The organism is Pseudomonas sp. 5P_5.1_Bac1 (assembly GCF_025466015.1).
In the GTDB taxonomy this organism is placed as follows: domain Bacteria; phylum Pseudomonadota; class Gammaproteobacteria; order Pseudomonadales; family Pseudomonadaceae; genus Aquipseudomonas.
In genome coordinates, this window is the sequence record NZ_JANLNX010000053.1 from 1 (window position 1) to 14,907 (window position 14,907).

At 64.2% G+C, this 14,907-nt stretch carries 12 protein-coding genes; 4 read left to right on the forward strand and 8 right to left on the reverse strand.

Annotation, left to right across the window (positions count from 1 at the left end; genetic code table 11):
- The first annotated feature begins 249 nt into the window (after window positions 1-249).
- Window positions 250-1,821 (forward strand): TerC family protein, encoded by a 1,572-nt coding sequence (locus NTD82_RS11100; protein WP_262128782.1) that lies wholly within the window; start codon window positions 250-252, stop codon window positions 1,819-1,821.
- On the opposite strand, the gene rarD is transcribed toward NTD82_RS11100, so the two are convergent.
- Entirely contained in the window at window positions 1,784-2,671 is an 888-nt protein-coding gene (rarD, locus tag NTD82_RS11105) for an EamA family transporter RarD (protein WP_095157506.1), read from the reverse strand. The genes NTD82_RS11100 and rarD overlap by 38 nt on opposite strands.
- Window positions 2,672-2,714: 43 nt before the next feature.
- On the reverse strand, window positions 2,715-4,295 hold the full coding sequence (locus NTD82_RS11110) for an EAL domain-containing protein (protein ID WP_262128783.1): 1,581 nt from the start codon (window positions 4,293-4,295) through the stop codon (window positions 2,715-2,717).
- Window positions 4,296-4,657: 362 nt separating this feature from the next.
- Here NTD82_RS11110 and hppD point away from each other — a divergent pair, with 362 nt between their 5' ends.
- On the forward strand, window positions 4,658-5,734 hold the full coding sequence (gene hppD / locus NTD82_RS11115; RefSeq protein ID WP_262128784.1) for a 4-hydroxyphenylpyruvate dioxygenase: 1,077 nt from the start codon (window positions 4,658-4,660) through the stop codon (window positions 5,732-5,734).
- Between the two features lie 171 nt (window positions 5,735-5,905).
- Here hppD and NTD82_RS11120 read toward each other — a convergent pair whose 3' ends face one another.
- Together NTD82_RS11120 and NTD82_RS11125 are read right to left on the reverse strand one after the other, a co-directional pair.
- Entirely contained in the window at window positions 5,906-6,706 is an 801-nt protein-coding gene (locus NTD82_RS11120; protein ID WP_095157512.1) for a CSS-motif domain-containing protein, read from the reverse strand.
- Window positions 6,707-6,846: 140 nt separating this feature from the next.
- Window positions 6,847-7,551, reverse strand: coding sequence for a type 1 glutamine amidotransferase domain-containing protein (locus tag NTD82_RS11125; protein ID WP_262128785.1), 705 nt, complete (start codon window positions 7,549-7,551; stop codon window positions 6,847-6,849).
- Window positions 7,552-7,697: 146 nt separating this feature from the next.
- Between NTD82_RS11125 and NTD82_RS11130 the strand changes: the two genes are divergently transcribed.
- Together NTD82_RS11130 and NTD82_RS11135 are read left to right on the forward strand one after the other, a co-directional pair.
- The gene (locus tag NTD82_RS11130; protein WP_262128786.1) at window positions 7,698-8,168 is read left to right on the forward strand and encodes a nucleoside deaminase; all 471 of its coding nucleotides are present in this window, start codon (window positions 7,698-7,700) and stop codon (window positions 8,166-8,168) included.
- Between the two features lie 25 nt (window positions 8,169-8,193).
- Window positions 8,194-10,260: a PAS domain-containing sensor histidine kinase gene (locus tag NTD82_RS11135; RefSeq protein WP_262128787.1), complete on the forward strand. Its 2,067-nt coding sequence runs from the start codon at window positions 8,194-8,196 to the stop codon at window positions 10,258-10,260.
- Here the strand turns inward: NTD82_RS11135 and NTD82_RS11140 are convergent.
- From NTD82_RS11140 to NTD82_RS11155, 4 genes are read right to left on the reverse strand one after another with little or no spacing between them, the layout of a single operon-like run.
- The gene (locus tag NTD82_RS11140; protein ID WP_262128788.1) at window positions 10,212-11,189 is read right to left on the reverse strand and encodes a lysylphosphatidylglycerol synthase domain-containing protein; all 978 of its coding nucleotides are present in this window, start codon (window positions 11,187-11,189) and stop codon (window positions 10,212-10,214) included. The two genes, NTD82_RS11135 and NTD82_RS11140, sit on opposite strands and share 49 nt — an antisense overlap.
- Window positions 11,186-12,397, reverse strand: coding sequence for a cardiolipin synthase ClsB (clsB, locus tag NTD82_RS11145; RefSeq protein WP_095157521.1), 1,212 nt, complete (start codon window positions 12,395-12,397; stop codon window positions 11,186-11,188). The genes NTD82_RS11140 and clsB overlap by 4 nt, the downstream gene beginning before the upstream one ends.
- A complete protein-coding gene (locus tag NTD82_RS11150) occupies window positions 12,394-13,176 on the reverse strand; it encodes an endonuclease/exonuclease/phosphatase family protein (RefSeq protein WP_095157523.1) in 783 nt (260 codons plus the stop codon). Before NTD82_RS11150 ends, clsB begins: the two co-directional genes overlap by 4 nt.
- On the reverse strand, window positions 13,173-14,804 hold the full coding sequence (locus NTD82_RS11155; RefSeq protein ID WP_095157525.1) for an ATP-binding protein: 1,632 nt from the start codon (window positions 14,802-14,804) through the stop codon (window positions 13,173-13,175). The genes NTD82_RS11150 and NTD82_RS11155 overlap by 4 nt, the downstream gene beginning before the upstream one ends.
- Window positions 14,805-14,907: the final 103 nt, after the last annotated feature.

The window sequence follows — 14,907 nt, forward strand, 5'->3', positions numbered from 1 at the left end:
GGGCGGACATTTTTTTTTTGGTTGGGGGGCGGGGGGGCCCCCCCCACGGCGGCAGAGCGGCCCTGAATTTGCCGCCACAGATTGAAATACTTTCCCTGTGTAGTAAAACGCCGCTACAACTGTAGGATCAACGTCCCTTTTTTGATCTCAGGTTGATATGACAGCGTTCTCGGAGCCCCCCAGTAGCAGGCCTTTCCGGCCTTCCTTTCTTCACCGTCCTTGCGACGCTTCCTGCATGAGTGCCCAACCATGGAATGGCTAGCCGATCCCACCGCGTGGCTGGGACTGGCCACGCTGATCGTCCTTGAACTGGTTCTGGGCATCGACAACCTCGTCTTTATCGCCATCCTCGCCGACAAACTGCCGCCCCATCAGCGCGACCGCGCGCGGGTGATCGGTCTGTCGCTGGCGCTGATCATGCGCCTGGGCCTGCTGGCCTCGATCTCGTGGATGGTGACGCTCACCGCGCCGCTGTTCGAGGTGTTCGACAAATCCTTCTCCGGCCGCGACCTGATCATGCTGTTCGGCGGTGTGTTCCTGCTGTTCAAGGCCACCATGGAACTGCACGAGCGCCTCGAAGGCCATGTGGTGCAAGCCAACGGCCCGGTCCGGCATTCGGCGTTCTGGCCGATCGTGGCGCAGATCGTGGTGCTCGACGCGGTGTTCTCCCTCGACGCGGTGATTACCGCGGTCGGCATGGTCGAACACCTGTCGATCATGATGATCGCGGTGATCTTCTCGATCGGCATCATGATCGTCGCCAGCAAGCCGTTGACCCGCTTCGTCAACGCCCACCCGACGGTGATCATGCTGTGCCTGGGCTTCCTGATGATGATCGGCTTCAGCCTCACCGCCGAAGGTCTGGGCTTCCACATTCCGAAGGGCTACCTGTACGCGGCGATCGGTTTCTCGATCCTCATCGAGCTGTTCAACCAGTTGGCCCGGGCCCGCCGCAAGCGCAGCCTGCAGGAACACCGGCCGCTGCGTGAGCGCACCGCCCATGCCGTGCTGCGCCTGCTGGGCGGACGCCGGGTCGAGGCCGACGAGGTCGGTGAAGATATCGCCGACCTGGTGGGCGACGGCGAGGAACAGGTGCTGTTCGACCGCCGCGAGCGGGTGATGATCAGCGGTGTGTTGAACCTCGCCGAGCGACCGATCAAGACGGTGATGACCGTGCGCGCCGAAGTCGATGCCATCGACCTGGCGCAGCCGCCCGAGGTGATCCGCAACGCGCTGATCAATTCCTCGTATTCGCGCCTGCCGCTGATCCGCGGTGGCCGCATCGAGGAACCGCTGGGCTACGTGCACAAGAAGGAGTTGCTCAAGGCCATGCTCGCCGGCGAGCAACCCGACCTGGAGCAACTGATGCGTGCGCCGCTGAACCTGCTGGAGAGTTTCAGCATCCTCAACGCGCTGGAGCAGATGCGCGCCGAGTCGACGCACATCGCCTTCGTGGTCAACGAATTCGGTGATTTCACCGGCGTGTTGACCATGACCGACATTCTTGAGTCGATCGCCGGCGAGTTGCCTGACGCCAGTGAAGTGGAAGGCCCGGGCATCGTCGCCGACCAGGAGGGTTACTTGGTCAGCGGTGCGCTGAACCTGCGCCAGATCCAGGCGCAGATCGGTTTTGCCGCCAGGCCGACCGACGACTACCAGACCCTCGCCGGGCTGGTGATGAGCCTGCTCGATCGCCTGCCGAGGGTGGGCGACCAGTTGGCCTGGAACGACTGGCGGATGACGGTAGTGGAGGTCGAGGAACGGCGGGTGCGGCAGGTCCGCCTTACACCGGCCGGCGCCGCTGACGGAGCAGGTGCCTGACGCCTTCGAGCACCAGCACCACCACCGCCAGCCAGATCGGCAGGTACGTCAGCCATTGATCCTGGGCGATGCTTTCGCCCAGGAGCAGGGCCACCATCACCAACAGCACCGGCTCGACGTAGCTGAGCAGGCCGAACAGGCTGAACGCTAGCACCCGGCTTGCCAGCACGTAGCTGATCAGCGCCAGGGCGCTGATCGCCCCCAGCAGCGGGATCAGGCCATAGAGTTGCGGATGGCTGGCCAGGTCGTCCGCGCTCAGCGGGCCCTTGATCACGAAATACAGCGCCGCCGGCATCAGCAGGCACATGTCCGCCCACAGCCCGCCCAGGTGATCGGTGCGCAGCCGTTTGCGCAACACGAAATAGATCGGATAACCACCGGCCACCACCAGGGTTTCCCAGGCGAAACTGCCGTGCTGGAACAGTTCGTGGCCAACGCCGGTAATGGCAAAAAACACCGCCACTTTCTGCAGGCGCGACAGGCGTTCGCCGTACACCAACCGCCCGGTCAGGACCATGGTCAGCGGCAGTAAGAAATACCCCAGCGACACTTCCAGGCTGCGCCCGTGCAGCGGCGCCCAGAGAAACAGCCACAATTGCACGCCCATCAGCGCCGACGTGCCGCACAGGCCAAGGAGTAACGCCGGGGTCCGGCGGATGCGCGCCAGCAGCCCGGTGACCAGCGGCCAGTCGCGGCTGATCAGCATGAACAGGGTGATGCATGGCAGGGTCAGGAGCATGCGCCAGCCGAAGATTTCCTCGCCATCGAGCGGGGCGAGGAGGGAGGTGTAGTAATACATCACGGCAAACAGGCAGGATGCCATCACCGATAAAGCAATGCCTCTGGACAAGGGGGCCTCGATACAACGAAAAGCGGGGGGAAGGATTGACCGGTCATGATCTCAGGGGCACCACCGGTTCGGCAACCGTCGCCCCGGTCGGTTGTTCGGCCAGAGCGTTGATGAAGTCGTTCAGGGGCATGGGCCGGCCAAACAGGTAGCCCTGTTGGTAATCCACCTGGTAGCGGGCCAGGTAGTCGCGTTGCTCGGTGGTTTCCACGCCTTCGGCGACGATGCCCAGGCCGAGCTTGCCCGACAGCTCGATGATGCTGTCGAGAATGTGCAGCGACAGCGCATCGACGCCAATCATGGCGACGAAGCTCTGGTCGATCTTCAGGTAATCCACTTCGAACTGGCGCAGATAGCTCAGGCTCGACTGGCCGGTGCCGAAATCATCGATGGCCAACAGCACGCCGAGCGCGTGCAGGCGTTCGAACAGGTGGTCGGTGGTGTCGCTGGGGATGATCGGCGTGCGCTCGGTCAGTTCCAGGGTGAGCCTCACCCGACCGGGCGGGAAGCGCGCCAGCAGTGCCTGGCAATCGTCGTACAGGGAGAGGTCCTGGCAGTGCGCGGCGGTGATGTTGATGCCCAGGTGGAAACCGTCCTCGAAGGTATGGGCCAGCGGCGCCAGTTGCTCGCCGACCTTCTCCATCAGGCGCCGGGTCATGGGCACGATCAGGCCGCTGTGCTCGGCGTAAGGAATGAACAGGTCGGGGCGCACCAGGCCCTCGCGCGGATGCTGCCAGCGCATCAGCACTTCGGCGCCGGACCAACGGTAGTCGCCGTTGCGCACTACGGGCTGGAAGTAGGGGAGGAATTCGTCGGCATCCAGCGCCCGTTGCAGCTCCGCCCGATGCGACGAAGCGCGGCGCAACTGCCAGTAGCAGGCGGCGCCGGCGCTGACGCCGAGAAACAGCAGCAGGCCGAACAACGCCGGGTATTCGCTGCGTATCAGTTGCCAGGTCTGCCCGGGGCCGAAGCCGCTGTGCAGGGAAAAGGCATAGCGCTGCGAGCGCACTTGCTCGGCCGCCAGGGCGTAGCCGGGCACCGGGCCGTCGTTGACCTTGCCGCGCTGGTCGATCCAATGCCCGCCGACCTGCAGACGCAGGTCGATGTTCGGTGCGATAAGACGCAGGGCGCTGGTCAGGTGGTCGCCGTCGAGGGTGCTGATGGCGCCTTTCTCGCCTTCGGTGAGGCGGTACACCAGCAGCGGATGGCCGGGTGACACCGAGTTGCCGTTCATCAGCCACAGGCTACCCTCGGTGTAGTCGGCCGGATTGACCTTTTCCCGGAAGTCGCCGAACAGCGAGGTGCAGTAGATCTCGTCGTGGAAGGTCAGGTTGGTGGAGCGTACGAATGAGCGCCGGGTGACCTGTTCGCGCAGCGCCAGGTTGACCTGCTCGCAGGGCTGGCCGGCCAGTGGCAGCAAGTCGCGGGCGGCACCGGCGACGTTGTCCAGCACCCGCTCCAGGTGGCTGACCGCTTCATGCGCGCTGCCCAGCGCCCGCGCCTGCAATTCGCGTTGGGCCTGCCAGTGCATGATCGCCAGGCCGCAGACCACCGGGACCGCGCCCACCAGCCAAGGCACCAGGCGGCGCGTGAGGCGGCCGCGGTTACGGGAATACTGCAGAGGCATGCCGGGTCCGTCCGTGTGTTTGGTGTTCGCTCATGATAGCGGAGAGATAACCGGGCGCCGGGGCGGGGCGCCTGCTATCGGTTGTAGGTGGGGCGGGGCCTGTACGCGGTGCGCGACAAATTCATTTACGCCCTGTAGAATCGCGTTACGCATACAATAATAAGGTTCCCCGCCTCATGGGGAATCAAGCCCGCCGGGAATGGTCCCCTATGAAGTGTCATGGGTTCAAACTGATTTATGGTGACTACCTCGCCCGCAGTGTGAGGGGCATCTCTTGCGCGCCACCAGATTCTTCCGCATCGACCGCAGGTAACGCTGGCTACAACCGTTATTGAACCGTTTTGATGATGAGGAATACGAACATGGCAGATATCTTCGAGAACCCGATGGGCCTGATGGGCTTCGAATTCATTGAATTCGCCTCGCCGACCCCGGGCACCCTTGAGCCGATCTTCCAGATCATGGGCTTCACCAAGGTCGCCACCCACCGCTCCAAGGACGTCCACCTGTACCGTCAGGGCGATATCAACCTGATCCTGAACAACGAGCCGAAAAGCGTCGCGTCGTATTTCGCCGCCGAGCATGGCCCGTCGGTCTGCGGCATGGCCTTCCGCGTGCGCAACGCCCATGCCGCCTACGCCCGGGCCCTGGAGCTGGGCGCGCAGCCGGTGGAAATCGAAACCGGCCCGATGGAACTGCGCCTGCCGGCGATCAAGGGTATTGGCGGTGCGCCGCTGTACCTGATCGACCGCTTCGAAGAAGGCAGCTCGATCTATGACATCGACTTCAACTTCATCGAAGGTGTCGACCGCAATCCGGTCGGCGCCGGGCTGAAGCTCATTGATCACCTGACCCACAACGTCTATCGCGGGCGCATGGCCTACTGGGCCGGCTTCTACGAGAAGCTGTTCAACTTCCGCGAGATCCGCTACTTCGACATCAAGGGCGAATACACCGGCCTGACTTCCAAGGCCATGACCGCGCCGGACGGCATGATCCGCATCCCGCTGAACGAAGAGTCGTCAAAGGGCGCCGGGCAGATTGAAGAGTTCCTGATGCAGTTCAACGGCGAAGGGATCCAGCACGTCGCCTTCCTCACCGACGACCTGCTCAAGAGCTGGGATACCCTGAAACAGATGGGCATGCGCTTCATGACCGCGCCGCCGGAAACCTACTATGAAATGCTCCAGGGTCGCCTGCCGGATCACGGCGAGCCGACCGAAGAACTGCAGTCCCGCGGGATCCTGCTGGACGGCTCGTCCAACCCGGATGACAAACGCCTGCTGCTGCAGATCTTCTCGGAAACCCTGATGGGCCCGGTGTTCTTCGAATTCATCCAGCGCAAAGGCGACGATGGTTTCGGCGAGGGCAACTTCAAGGCACTGTTCGAGTCGATCGAGCGTGACCAGGTTCGTCGTGGCGTGCTTAGCGCCGACTGACTAGCTGAAAGCAAAAAAACGCCGGCATGCCGGCGTTTTTTTATGGGTTTTCAGTGGCCCTTCGCGAGCAAGCTCGCTCCTGCACGAGCGGCGCGGCTCATGATGCTGTAGGAGCGAGCTTGCTCGCGAAAGGCCCCACAGGTTCAACCGCCTTGCATCCTTAAGCCCATTTCACACCCGCCGCGCGGTGGGCTGGCGTCGACGGTACATCGCCCAGTAGCTACCGATGGCGGTCATCAGGCCGACCAACAGCAGCGACGGGGCGACGGCCAGGCTGTTTTCCAGCAACTGCCGGGCGGTGTGGCCCGGCCGATAGCCGACGTGCAGGGTGTAGCCGTACATCGGCGAGACCAGGCTCGCGTACTGCTCCATGTCCACGATGCCGGCGTTCTCCTGCACCTCGCCGCTGGCGCCGATCGATGTCGGCCCGAATTGCAGGATCACATTGGCCGGCTCACGGATGCCATTCAGCAGGCGCTGAAGAATCGCGCCGTCAGCCACCGCCAGTACACCGTAGGGATATTCCTGCAAGCGGTAGTAGAGAATCGCCGAGTCCGGGGTGTTGTCGTTGCCCGGTTCCAGGCGCAGCCGGTGATTGAAGTAGTCGCCGGGATCCACCAGCAGCCCGGACTCCCCGCGCAGGGTGCTGCAATAAGCACGATTCTCCCGGACCAGTGTCAGCGAACGCAGCTCGGGATTTGCCACCACCTCGGTGTACAGCGTCGGCAGGGCCTTGTCGCACGGTAACTCTGCGAGGTTGAGTACCTTGTTGCTGGCTCCGTGCAGGGACTCGATCAGCCCGTCAACGCGCCGCAAGGCTTCGCGCTGGGCGGCATCGACGGACTCTTCGAGCTTCTTGTCCACCTGCCACGCCATCACCAGCAGGCCGCAGGCGACAGGTGCCAGACCGATCAACAACGTGGTGAGCAGTTCGAGCAGCGCACGACCGGAATCAAAAGTACGAGAGGGCATGGTTCACCTATGTTGGAGGGCAGGGCCCGGCGTGGGGAAAGTCGCCGGGCCGAAGCCGATCAGCATAAGTGAGCGCTATACACCACTCCTGTACGAGAGCCAGACATGGCGTGTGTGAATGGTCGCTTCGTCGTCGCTGGCTAACGGCCGCTTTTGCCTGCCAGGGCGGCCACCACCAAGTGGCCCACCGCGGCGCCGGAGGCCGGGTTCTGCCCGGTGATCAGCCGACCTTCCTTCTGATCGGCAATGGCGAAGGCTTGCCAAGGCTCCTCGGTCTTGCAATAGAGGCCGCCGCGGGCGCTCAGCTCGGTTTCGGTCAGGTAGGGCACGACTTTGTCCAGCTCGACCAGTTGCTCCTCGATGTTGGAGAAACCGGTCACTTCGCGGTCCTTGACCAGCAGGCTGTTGTCGCTGAGCTTGATGTTCAGCAGGCCCACCGCACCATGGCAGACCGAGGAGACGACACCACCGTTCTCGAAAATCTGCCGGGCGATTTCTTGCAGGTCATGGTTGTCGGGAAAGTCCCAGATCACACCATGGCCACCGGCGTAATAAATGGCCTGGTAGTCCCGGGCCTTGACCTGGCCCGGCGCCAGAGTGGTGCCAAGGCGGTTCATGAAGGCCTTGTCGTCGTACCATTGCCAGTCGATGTCCTGGGCCATGCTCAGGCTGTGCGGGTCGACCGGCACATAGCCGCCGGTGGGGCTGACGTAATCGACGTGGTAACCGGCCTTTTGCAGCACATCGGCGAAATGCACCGCTTCGCCCAGCCACAGGCCGGTGGCGCGTTTCAGGTTGGGGTATTTGGCTGTGTTGGTCAGCACCACCAGAACTTGCTTGCTCATTGCGGTGATCCTTTTGAAGGGGTTGCACAGGCGGCAATTCGTGGACAGCAAAACGTATACAGCATAGTCGTCCAGGAAAAGCCCGCCATCGGCTATGGCGATGTGCTAGCGTTTAACCTTGATGCCTTGAATCAGGAGAGCCGGACATGGCAGGTGCCCAGGAGCAATCGCAGGTTTTCATGCAGGCCGCCATCGACGAGGCGCGCAAGGGGCTGGCAGAAGGGGGCATTCCCATCGGTTCGGTGATCGTCCACGAGGGCCGGATCATCGGCCGTGGCCACAACCGCCGGGTGCAGCAGGGCAGTGTGGTGCTGCATGGCGAGATGGACGCTTTCGAGAACGCTGGCCGGCAGAACGCCAGCGTTTATGCCGAGGCCACGCTGTATACCACGCTGTCGCCGTGTTCGATGTGCAGCGGGGCGATCCTGCTCTACGGTATCCGTGAAGTGGTAGTTGGCGAAAACCACACGTTCCTCGGCGAAGAAGCCTTGTTGCGGGAACGTGGGGTGCAGGTCACAGTGCTACAGGATGAGCACTGCATCGGGCTGATGCGCCAGTTCATTCAGGCGCAACCCGCCCTCTGGAACGAAGACATCGGGCAGGAGTCCGAAGCCTGAGTACCTGTAAGGAAGCGACTCGAACATGCACATCATTCATGTCGAACCCCGCCCGCTTCAGCAAGGCGGAATGAGCGAAGAGGTCCGTCAGTTCGACTGGAGCAAGACCTCCCTTGGGCCGATGCATCGCTGGCCGGCCTCGCTGCGTATCGCCGTCGATTTGTTGCTGGCGTCCAAGTTTCCCGGCTGCCTGGTCTGGGGCCGTGACATGGTCAGTATCCACAACGATGCCTTCGTGCCCATTCTCGGCACCAAGCCGGCGCCCTTGGGGCGTGGCTTCCACGAAGTCTGGAGCGACGTCTGGCACGATGTCGGCGCCTTGGCGTTCCGGGCCCTGCAGGGCGAGGCGGTGTTCCAGGAGAACCTGCCGCTGGTGACCAGCCGCAACGGCGTGCTGGAGCAGGTTTATTTCACGTTTTCCTACAGCCCGGTCCGGGACGAGAACGGCGATGTGGTCGGTTTTCTCGACACCGTGCTGGAGACCACCAGCAACGTCGAATCGGAACGCCAATGGCGTGATCTGGCCTGTTCGTTCGAGAAACAGGTTCAGGAGCGCTCCACCGAGCACCAGCGTTTGTGGGAACTGTCCAGCGACCTGATGCTGGTGGTGCAGGGTGATTTGCGCCTGCGCATCGTCAACCCGGCGTGCCGGCAACAGCTTGGCTGGGACGACGGGATTGTCGGGCAGACCCTGCTCGATATCGGTCACCCGGATGACGCCGCCAATCTCGCCCAGTTGCTCGATGGCACCCAGCAAAGCGGCGAAGGGCGCTTGCGCCATGTCGACGGGCACTACCGCTGGTTCAGCTTCGGCGTCATGCCCGGTGCCGGCAGCGTTACCTTGGTGGGGCGCGACATTACCCAGGAGCGCGAGCGTGAAATGGCCTTGCGCCAGGCCGAGGAACTGCTGCGCCATGGCCAGAAGATGGAGGCCGTCGGCCAGTTGACCGGGGGCATGGCCCACGATTTCAACAACCTGCTGGCGGGCATCAGCGCCAGCCTGGAAATGCTCGAACGGCGCGTCGCCAAGGGCCAGACCCAGGACCTCGGCAAATACCTGCACGCCGCCCGCCAGGCTTCCGAACGTGCCGCGCAACTCACTCACCGGCTGCTCGCCTTCTCCCGTCGCCAGCCGCTGTCGCCGCGTCCCACCGACCTGAACGACCTGCTCAATGACATCCAGCCGCTGATTCTCCAGGTGATAGGCCCGGACGTGAACCTGCAACTCCAGGTCGACCCGCGGCCCTGGCTGATGCTGGTCGATATCAGCCAGATGGAAAACGCCCTGATCAACCTCTGCGCCAATGCCCGCGATGCCATGAACCGCCGTGGCAGCCTGAAGATCAGCACCAGCAATGAGCGTTGCGAGACCGCCATCCCGGGGCGCGATCTGCCGCCCGGCGACTACTGCTGCCTGCGGGTGGAAGACGATGGTTGCGGCATGGCCGCAGAGATTGTGCAGCGCGCCTTCGATCCGTTCTTCACCACTAAACCCGTGGGCGAGGGCACTGGCCTGGGCTTGTCGATGGTCTACGGTTTCGTCCGCCAGTCCGGCGGCGGCGTGTGGATCACCTCGGAAGAGGGCCGCGGCACCCGCATCGAATTGTTGCTGCCGCGCTACGTCGGCCCGTCGCTGCCGCTGCCGCAACCTCTTAAAGTGCTGCCGGCAAGCCCGGCGCAATTGCGCAACGAGCGCATCTTGCTGATCGATGACGAGCCGAACCTGCGCATGTTGATCAAGGAGGCGCTGATGGATCAGGGGCTGGAGGTGCTGGACGCCGCGGATGCCACCAGCGGCCTGGCGTTGTACGACAGCGCCGGCCCGATCGATCTGGTGGTTTCCGATATCGGCCTGTCGGGCGGGATCAGCGGCGTTCAGGTAGCACAGCGCTTGCGCAGCCGTTCACCGGACCTGCCGGTGCTGTTCATCACCGGATTCACCGAAGAGGCCCTCGACCCCCGCGATATGCTCGCACCGGGCCTCGAACTGATGACCAAGCCCTTCGGCCTCGACGCGCTGGTGCATAAAGTCACCGCCATGCTTCACCCGACCCGGCCACTGTTGGCGGAAGGGGAGGTGCGTTCAGTCTGACCGGCCCGGCTGGCCAGACGCTCCAGCACCAAATACACCGCCAGCGCCACCAGCAACGGCAGCAGGAAATACACCGCCCGATAGCCGATCAGCGCCGCCAGCAGCGTGCCCTGGCTGTATTGCCCTTGCAGCAGGGTGATGAACACACTCTCCAGCACCCCCAGCCCCGCCGGGATATGAGTAATAACCCCGGCAATGCTGCTGACCATCAGAATGGCGAGAATGGTCGGATAGCCGGCCTTGTCCGGCAGCAGCGTGTACACCACCAGCCCCATCAGCGCCCAGTTGCCGGCGCCCATCACTGCTTGCAGCAGCGCCAGGCGCCAGGACGGCAGGCGGATTTCCTGCCCGCGTACCTGCCATTTTCGACGTCGGGAGAAGCGGCATGCCAGCAGGTACGCCAGCGCCACCAGCAGCATGCCGATACCGATCAGACGCAGCCCGGTGCTGCCGATTTCCAGCCCCGCCGGCAGGCGCGGGAATCCCATGGCGAAAAGGCTGCCGGCCACCAGCAGATAACCCAGCCAGTTGGTGACCAGGCCAAGGCCGAGGATCCGGGTGATGGTCGGCGTGTCCAGTCCCAGCCGTGAATACAACCGATAGCGCAGCGCCACGCCGCCGACCCAGGCGCTCAGGTTGAGGTTGAAGGCGTAGCAGACGAACGCCAGCGGCAGCACGCGGCGCACCGGCAATGTGTGCCCGGTGTAGCGCCGGCCCAGCAGGTCGTAGCTGGCGAACAGGGTGAAACTGCAGGCGACGAACCCGAGGGCGGTCAGCAGTACGCTGGGGCGGTAGGAGGTCAGTGCCTGCCAGACCTCGCCCCAGTCCTGGTTGCGCAGCAGCATGAACAACAGCACCGGGACGAGGATGAAAAAGGCCACGGTCAGCACCTGCCGTGCGCGTTTCCACAGCGAATGACGACCCTTCATGACAGCCGCTCCTGACCGATGTCGGCCTGGTACAGCGGCTTGAGCCGTGGCTTGTGCGCCGGCAGCCAGCCGACCAGCGCGGGAAAGTAGCGGGTGAAGTGGAACGTCAGGAAGATCAGCGGCGCTCGCCACCAGTAGCCGCGCAGCACCCGTTGCAGGGTCACCCGCTTGCAGCGTTTGTGCATCAGCTCATCGAGGTGCTCGAACAGGCGCTGGTTGAAGGCTTCGTCGCGGATCACCAGGTTGGCCTCCAGGTTCAGCGACAGGCTCAGCGGGTCGAGGTTGCTCGAGCCCACGGTCGACCAGTGCCGGTCCACCAGCGCCACCTTGCCGTGCAGCGGGCGTTCGCAGTACTCGTGGATTTTCACCCCGTCGCGCAGCAGGTAGTTGTAGAGCAACCGCGAACACAGCCGCACCCACGGCATGTCGGGCATGCCCTGCAACACCAGGGTCACGTCGACCCCGCGGCGGGCGGCGTTGCGCAAGGCCCGCAGCAGGCGGTAGCCGGGGAAGAAATAGGCGTTGGCGATGATGATCCGTTCATGGGCGCTGACGATGGCCCGCAGGTAATGCTGCTCGATATCGGTGGGGTGCTCGTCGTTGTCGCGAATGCACAGGCGCATTCGCGCTTGCTCGCTGTCCGGTTGCAGCACCGGCGCGCGACGCCACCACGCACGGTGGCGGCCGCCAAGGCGGGCGCGGCTGTCGAGCAGCTTGAGGGTGGCCTGGCGCAGGTCATCGACGATCGGGCCGCGGACCTGCACGGCGTAGTCCTGCTTGGCCATGTCGCCGAAATCGCCCAGGTGGTCCGCCGAATAATTGATCCCGCCGATGAAGCCCAGGCTGCCGTCGATCACCAGGATCTTGCGGTGCAGCCGGCGGAACAGGTTGGTGCGCACGCCCAGGCGCATCGGGCTGGGATCGAAGGCCTGCAACTCGACGCCGGCATCGAACAGCGCCTGCAGGTACGCGTGGCTCAGTTCCGCGGTGCCGTAGCCGTCTACCAGCACCTTGACCCGCACGCCACGGCGGGCGGCGTCGATCAGCGCCTGTTGCAGTTCGAGGCCGACCTTGTCTTCGTAAATGATGAAGGTTTCCAGCAGCACTTCTTCATGGGCCTGGCGGATCGCCTCGAACGCCGCCGGGTAATATTCCTCGCCGTTGATCAGCAGTTGCACGTGGTTTTCGTCGCGCCATTCGGTGTTCATAGCAGTACCTCTACACAGAGTGGCAGGTGATCGGACAGGTGCGACCAGGGTTTGCGCGCCATCACCCGTGGCGCGCGGGCCCGGGCGTTGCGCAGGTAGATGCGGTCCAGGCGCAGCAGCGGCCAGCGCGCCGGAAAGCTGCGCGCCGGCGCGCCAAATGTCTGGCTGAACACTTCGAACAGGCCGCTGGCCGCCAGCACCTGATCGGCGCGCTGGCGCCAGTCGTTGAAGTCGCCGGCCACCACCACCGGGGCGTCCGCCGGCAGGCTGTCGAGCAGCCGGCACAGCAGCGCCAGTTGTTGGCTGCGCTGCTTTTCGTCCAGGCCCAGGTGCACGCAGATGGCATGGAGCTGCTGGCCGGCCGGCAGCGACAACACCGAATGCAGCAAGCCGCGCTGCTCGCTGCCGCCGACGCTGACGTCAAGGTTCTGGTGCTCGAGGATCGGAAACTTCGACAGCAGCGCGTTACCGTGCTCGCCGTCCGGGTACACCGCGTTGCGCCCGTAGGCGAACACCGGCCACAGGCTGTCGGCGAGAAATTCGTATTGTGGCTGCGGCGACCAGCCGGGATAGCGCTCGCCGTGGCGGCTGTGGCTGCCCAAGACTTCCTGGAGAAACACCAGGTCGGCGTGGTGGCTGCGTACCGCCTCGCGCAATTCCGGCAAGACGTAGCGCCGGTTCAGCGGGCTGAAGCCCTTGTGCACGTTCACCGTCAGCACCCGCAGGACCTCCAGCGGCGCCACCTCGGTCAGGTCCACCGGGCGTTGCGCCTGACTCATGAAGTGCCCTCGCTACTCAGCATCTGCGCCACCTTGTCTTGCAACTGGCCGAAGCTGAAGGGCTTGTTCAGCACCTGCATGCCGGGGTCGAGACGGCCCAGATGGGCCGACGCCTGCTCGGCATAACCGGTGATAAACAGCACCCGCAGGCCGGTGCGCAACTTGCGCGCCACCTCGGCCAATTGGCGACCGCTCATGCCGGGCAGGCCGACATTGCAGATCAACAGGTCATAGGCCCGGCCGGAGCGCAGCAAGGTCAGGGCCAGGTTGCCGTCGGAGACGTCCTGGCACTGGTAGCCCTGTTCGGACAAGGTGTTGCGCACCAGTTGGCGCACGGTGTTGTCGGACTCGACGATAAGCACCCGGCGCTCGTTGCTGCCCTGTGCCCTGACCGCTTCGGCGAGCACCGGATCGGGGCTTTCCGGGTGATGCCGCGGCAACAGCAACTCGACCTCGGTGCCCTGGCCGACGCGGCTGTGCAGGTTGACGTGGCCATGGGACTGGCGGCTGAAGCCATAGACCATCGACAGGCCGAGGCCGGTGCCCTGGCCCATCGGCTTGGTCGTGAAGAAGGGATCGAAGGCCCGGTCGACGGTGCTTTGCGGCATGCCGCAACCGTTGTCGCTGACGCTGATCCGGACAAAGTCGGAGCCGGCCAGCGGGTGGGCCTCGGGCAGCGGGCGGGGCAGGTGACGATTGCTCACCACGATACGCACTTCGCCGCCTTCGGGCAGGGCGTCGCGGGCATTGACCAACAGGTTGTCGAGGGCTTCCTGCAATTGCCGGGCATCGGCCTTGGCCGGCCACACCTGTTCGTCGATCTGCACCTGCAGGCGCACGCCCGGTCCCAGCAGGCTGCCCAGCCGTTTGCGCTCCAGCAGCGCGGCGAGTTGCACTGGGCGGTCGTCCAGCGATTGCCGGCTGGAAAACGCCAGCAGCCGATGGGTGATGCTGGCCGCGCGTTGCACCGCGCTCAGGCCGATGTCCACCAGCTTGGGGATGTCTTCGGGGCGCTTCTGGTTCAGGCGTTGGCGGATCAGTTCAAGGCTGCCGCCGATACCGGTGAGCAGGTTGTTGAAGTCATGGGCAACGCCGCCTGCCAGTTGGCCGATGGCTTCCATCTTCTCGTCGTGGCGCAGGCGCTGTTCTTCTTCGCGCAGGTGGCGCACCCGCTCCTCGGTCTGTTGCTGCAGGCTGGCCAGCTCCATGCCCTGCTGACAGGAGTAATACTGCCGGCGGCGGGCACGCAGCGATGAGTGCGTGAGGTCGAGCAGGTCCTGATCGGGGAAGGGAAACGGCAGTACGAACAGGTTGCCCAGGCCCAGGCACAGCTCGGGGCTGCTGCTCACATGGCGCTCGCCGTCGCCGAGCAACACCACCGGCAGGTCTGACCACTGGGGCTGATGGCCCAGGTAATGTTGCAGCGCCGAGTGATTGAAGCGGTCGAGACAGGTGTGGGCGATGATGGCCATGCCGGCGCCGTGGTCCAGCGCGCCGCCCAGTTCCTCCAGGGTATCGATGGCCAACGCACTGACACCGGCCTGGTCCAGCAGGCTCAGCGCCAGGCCACTGATCGCTGGCGGAGCCAGGATCAATGCACGCTCGCTGTTGGCTGACGAATCGTTCACGGTCGATCTCCTTTGATAGCGCGCAAGCGGCAGGCCGCAGGCACTGTCGCACTATCACTGGACCACGCCGTTCACGACGGGGTTCAACCGGTGTTGCCAGATG

Excerpts from the sequence above, each read along its gene's own strand:
- NTD82_RS11100 (WP_262128782.1), top strand. The coding sequence starts at position 250 with ATGGAATGGCTAGCCGATCCCACCGCGTGGCTGGGACTGGCCACGCTG.
- NTD82_RS11110 (WP_262128783.1), bottom strand. The coding sequence starts at position 4,295 with ATGCCTCTGCAGTATTCCCGTAACCGCGGCCGCCTCACGCGCCGCCTG.
- hppD (WP_262128784.1), top strand. The coding sequence starts at position 4,658 with ATGGCAGATATCTTCGAGAACCCGATGGGCCTGATGGGCTTCGAATTC.
- NTD82_RS11120 (WP_095157512.1), bottom strand. The coding sequence starts at position 6,706 with ATGCCCTCTCGTACTTTTGATTCCGGTCGTGCGCTGCTCGAACTGCTC.
- NTD82_RS11125 (WP_262128785.1), bottom strand. The coding sequence starts at position 7,551 with ATGAGCAAGCAAGTTCTGGTGGTGCTGACCAACACAGCCAAATACCCC.
- NTD82_RS11130 (WP_262128786.1), top strand. The coding sequence starts at position 7,698 with ATGGCAGGTGCCCAGGAGCAATCGCAGGTTTTCATGCAGGCCGCCATC.
- NTD82_RS11135 (WP_262128787.1), top strand. The coding sequence starts at position 8,194 with ATGCACATCATTCATGTCGAACCCCGCCCGCTTCAGCAAGGCGGAATG.
- NTD82_RS11140 (WP_262128788.1), bottom strand. The coding sequence starts at position 11,189 with ATGAAGGGTCGTCATTCGCTGTGGAAACGCGCACGGCAGGTGCTGACC.
- clsB (WP_095157521.1), bottom strand. The coding sequence starts at position 12,397 with ATGAACACCGAATGGCGCGACGAAAACCACGTGCAACTGCTGATCAAC.
- NTD82_RS11150 (WP_095157523.1), bottom strand. The coding sequence starts at position 13,176 with ATGAGTCAGGCGCAACGCCCGGTGGACCTGACCGAGGTGGCGCCGCTG.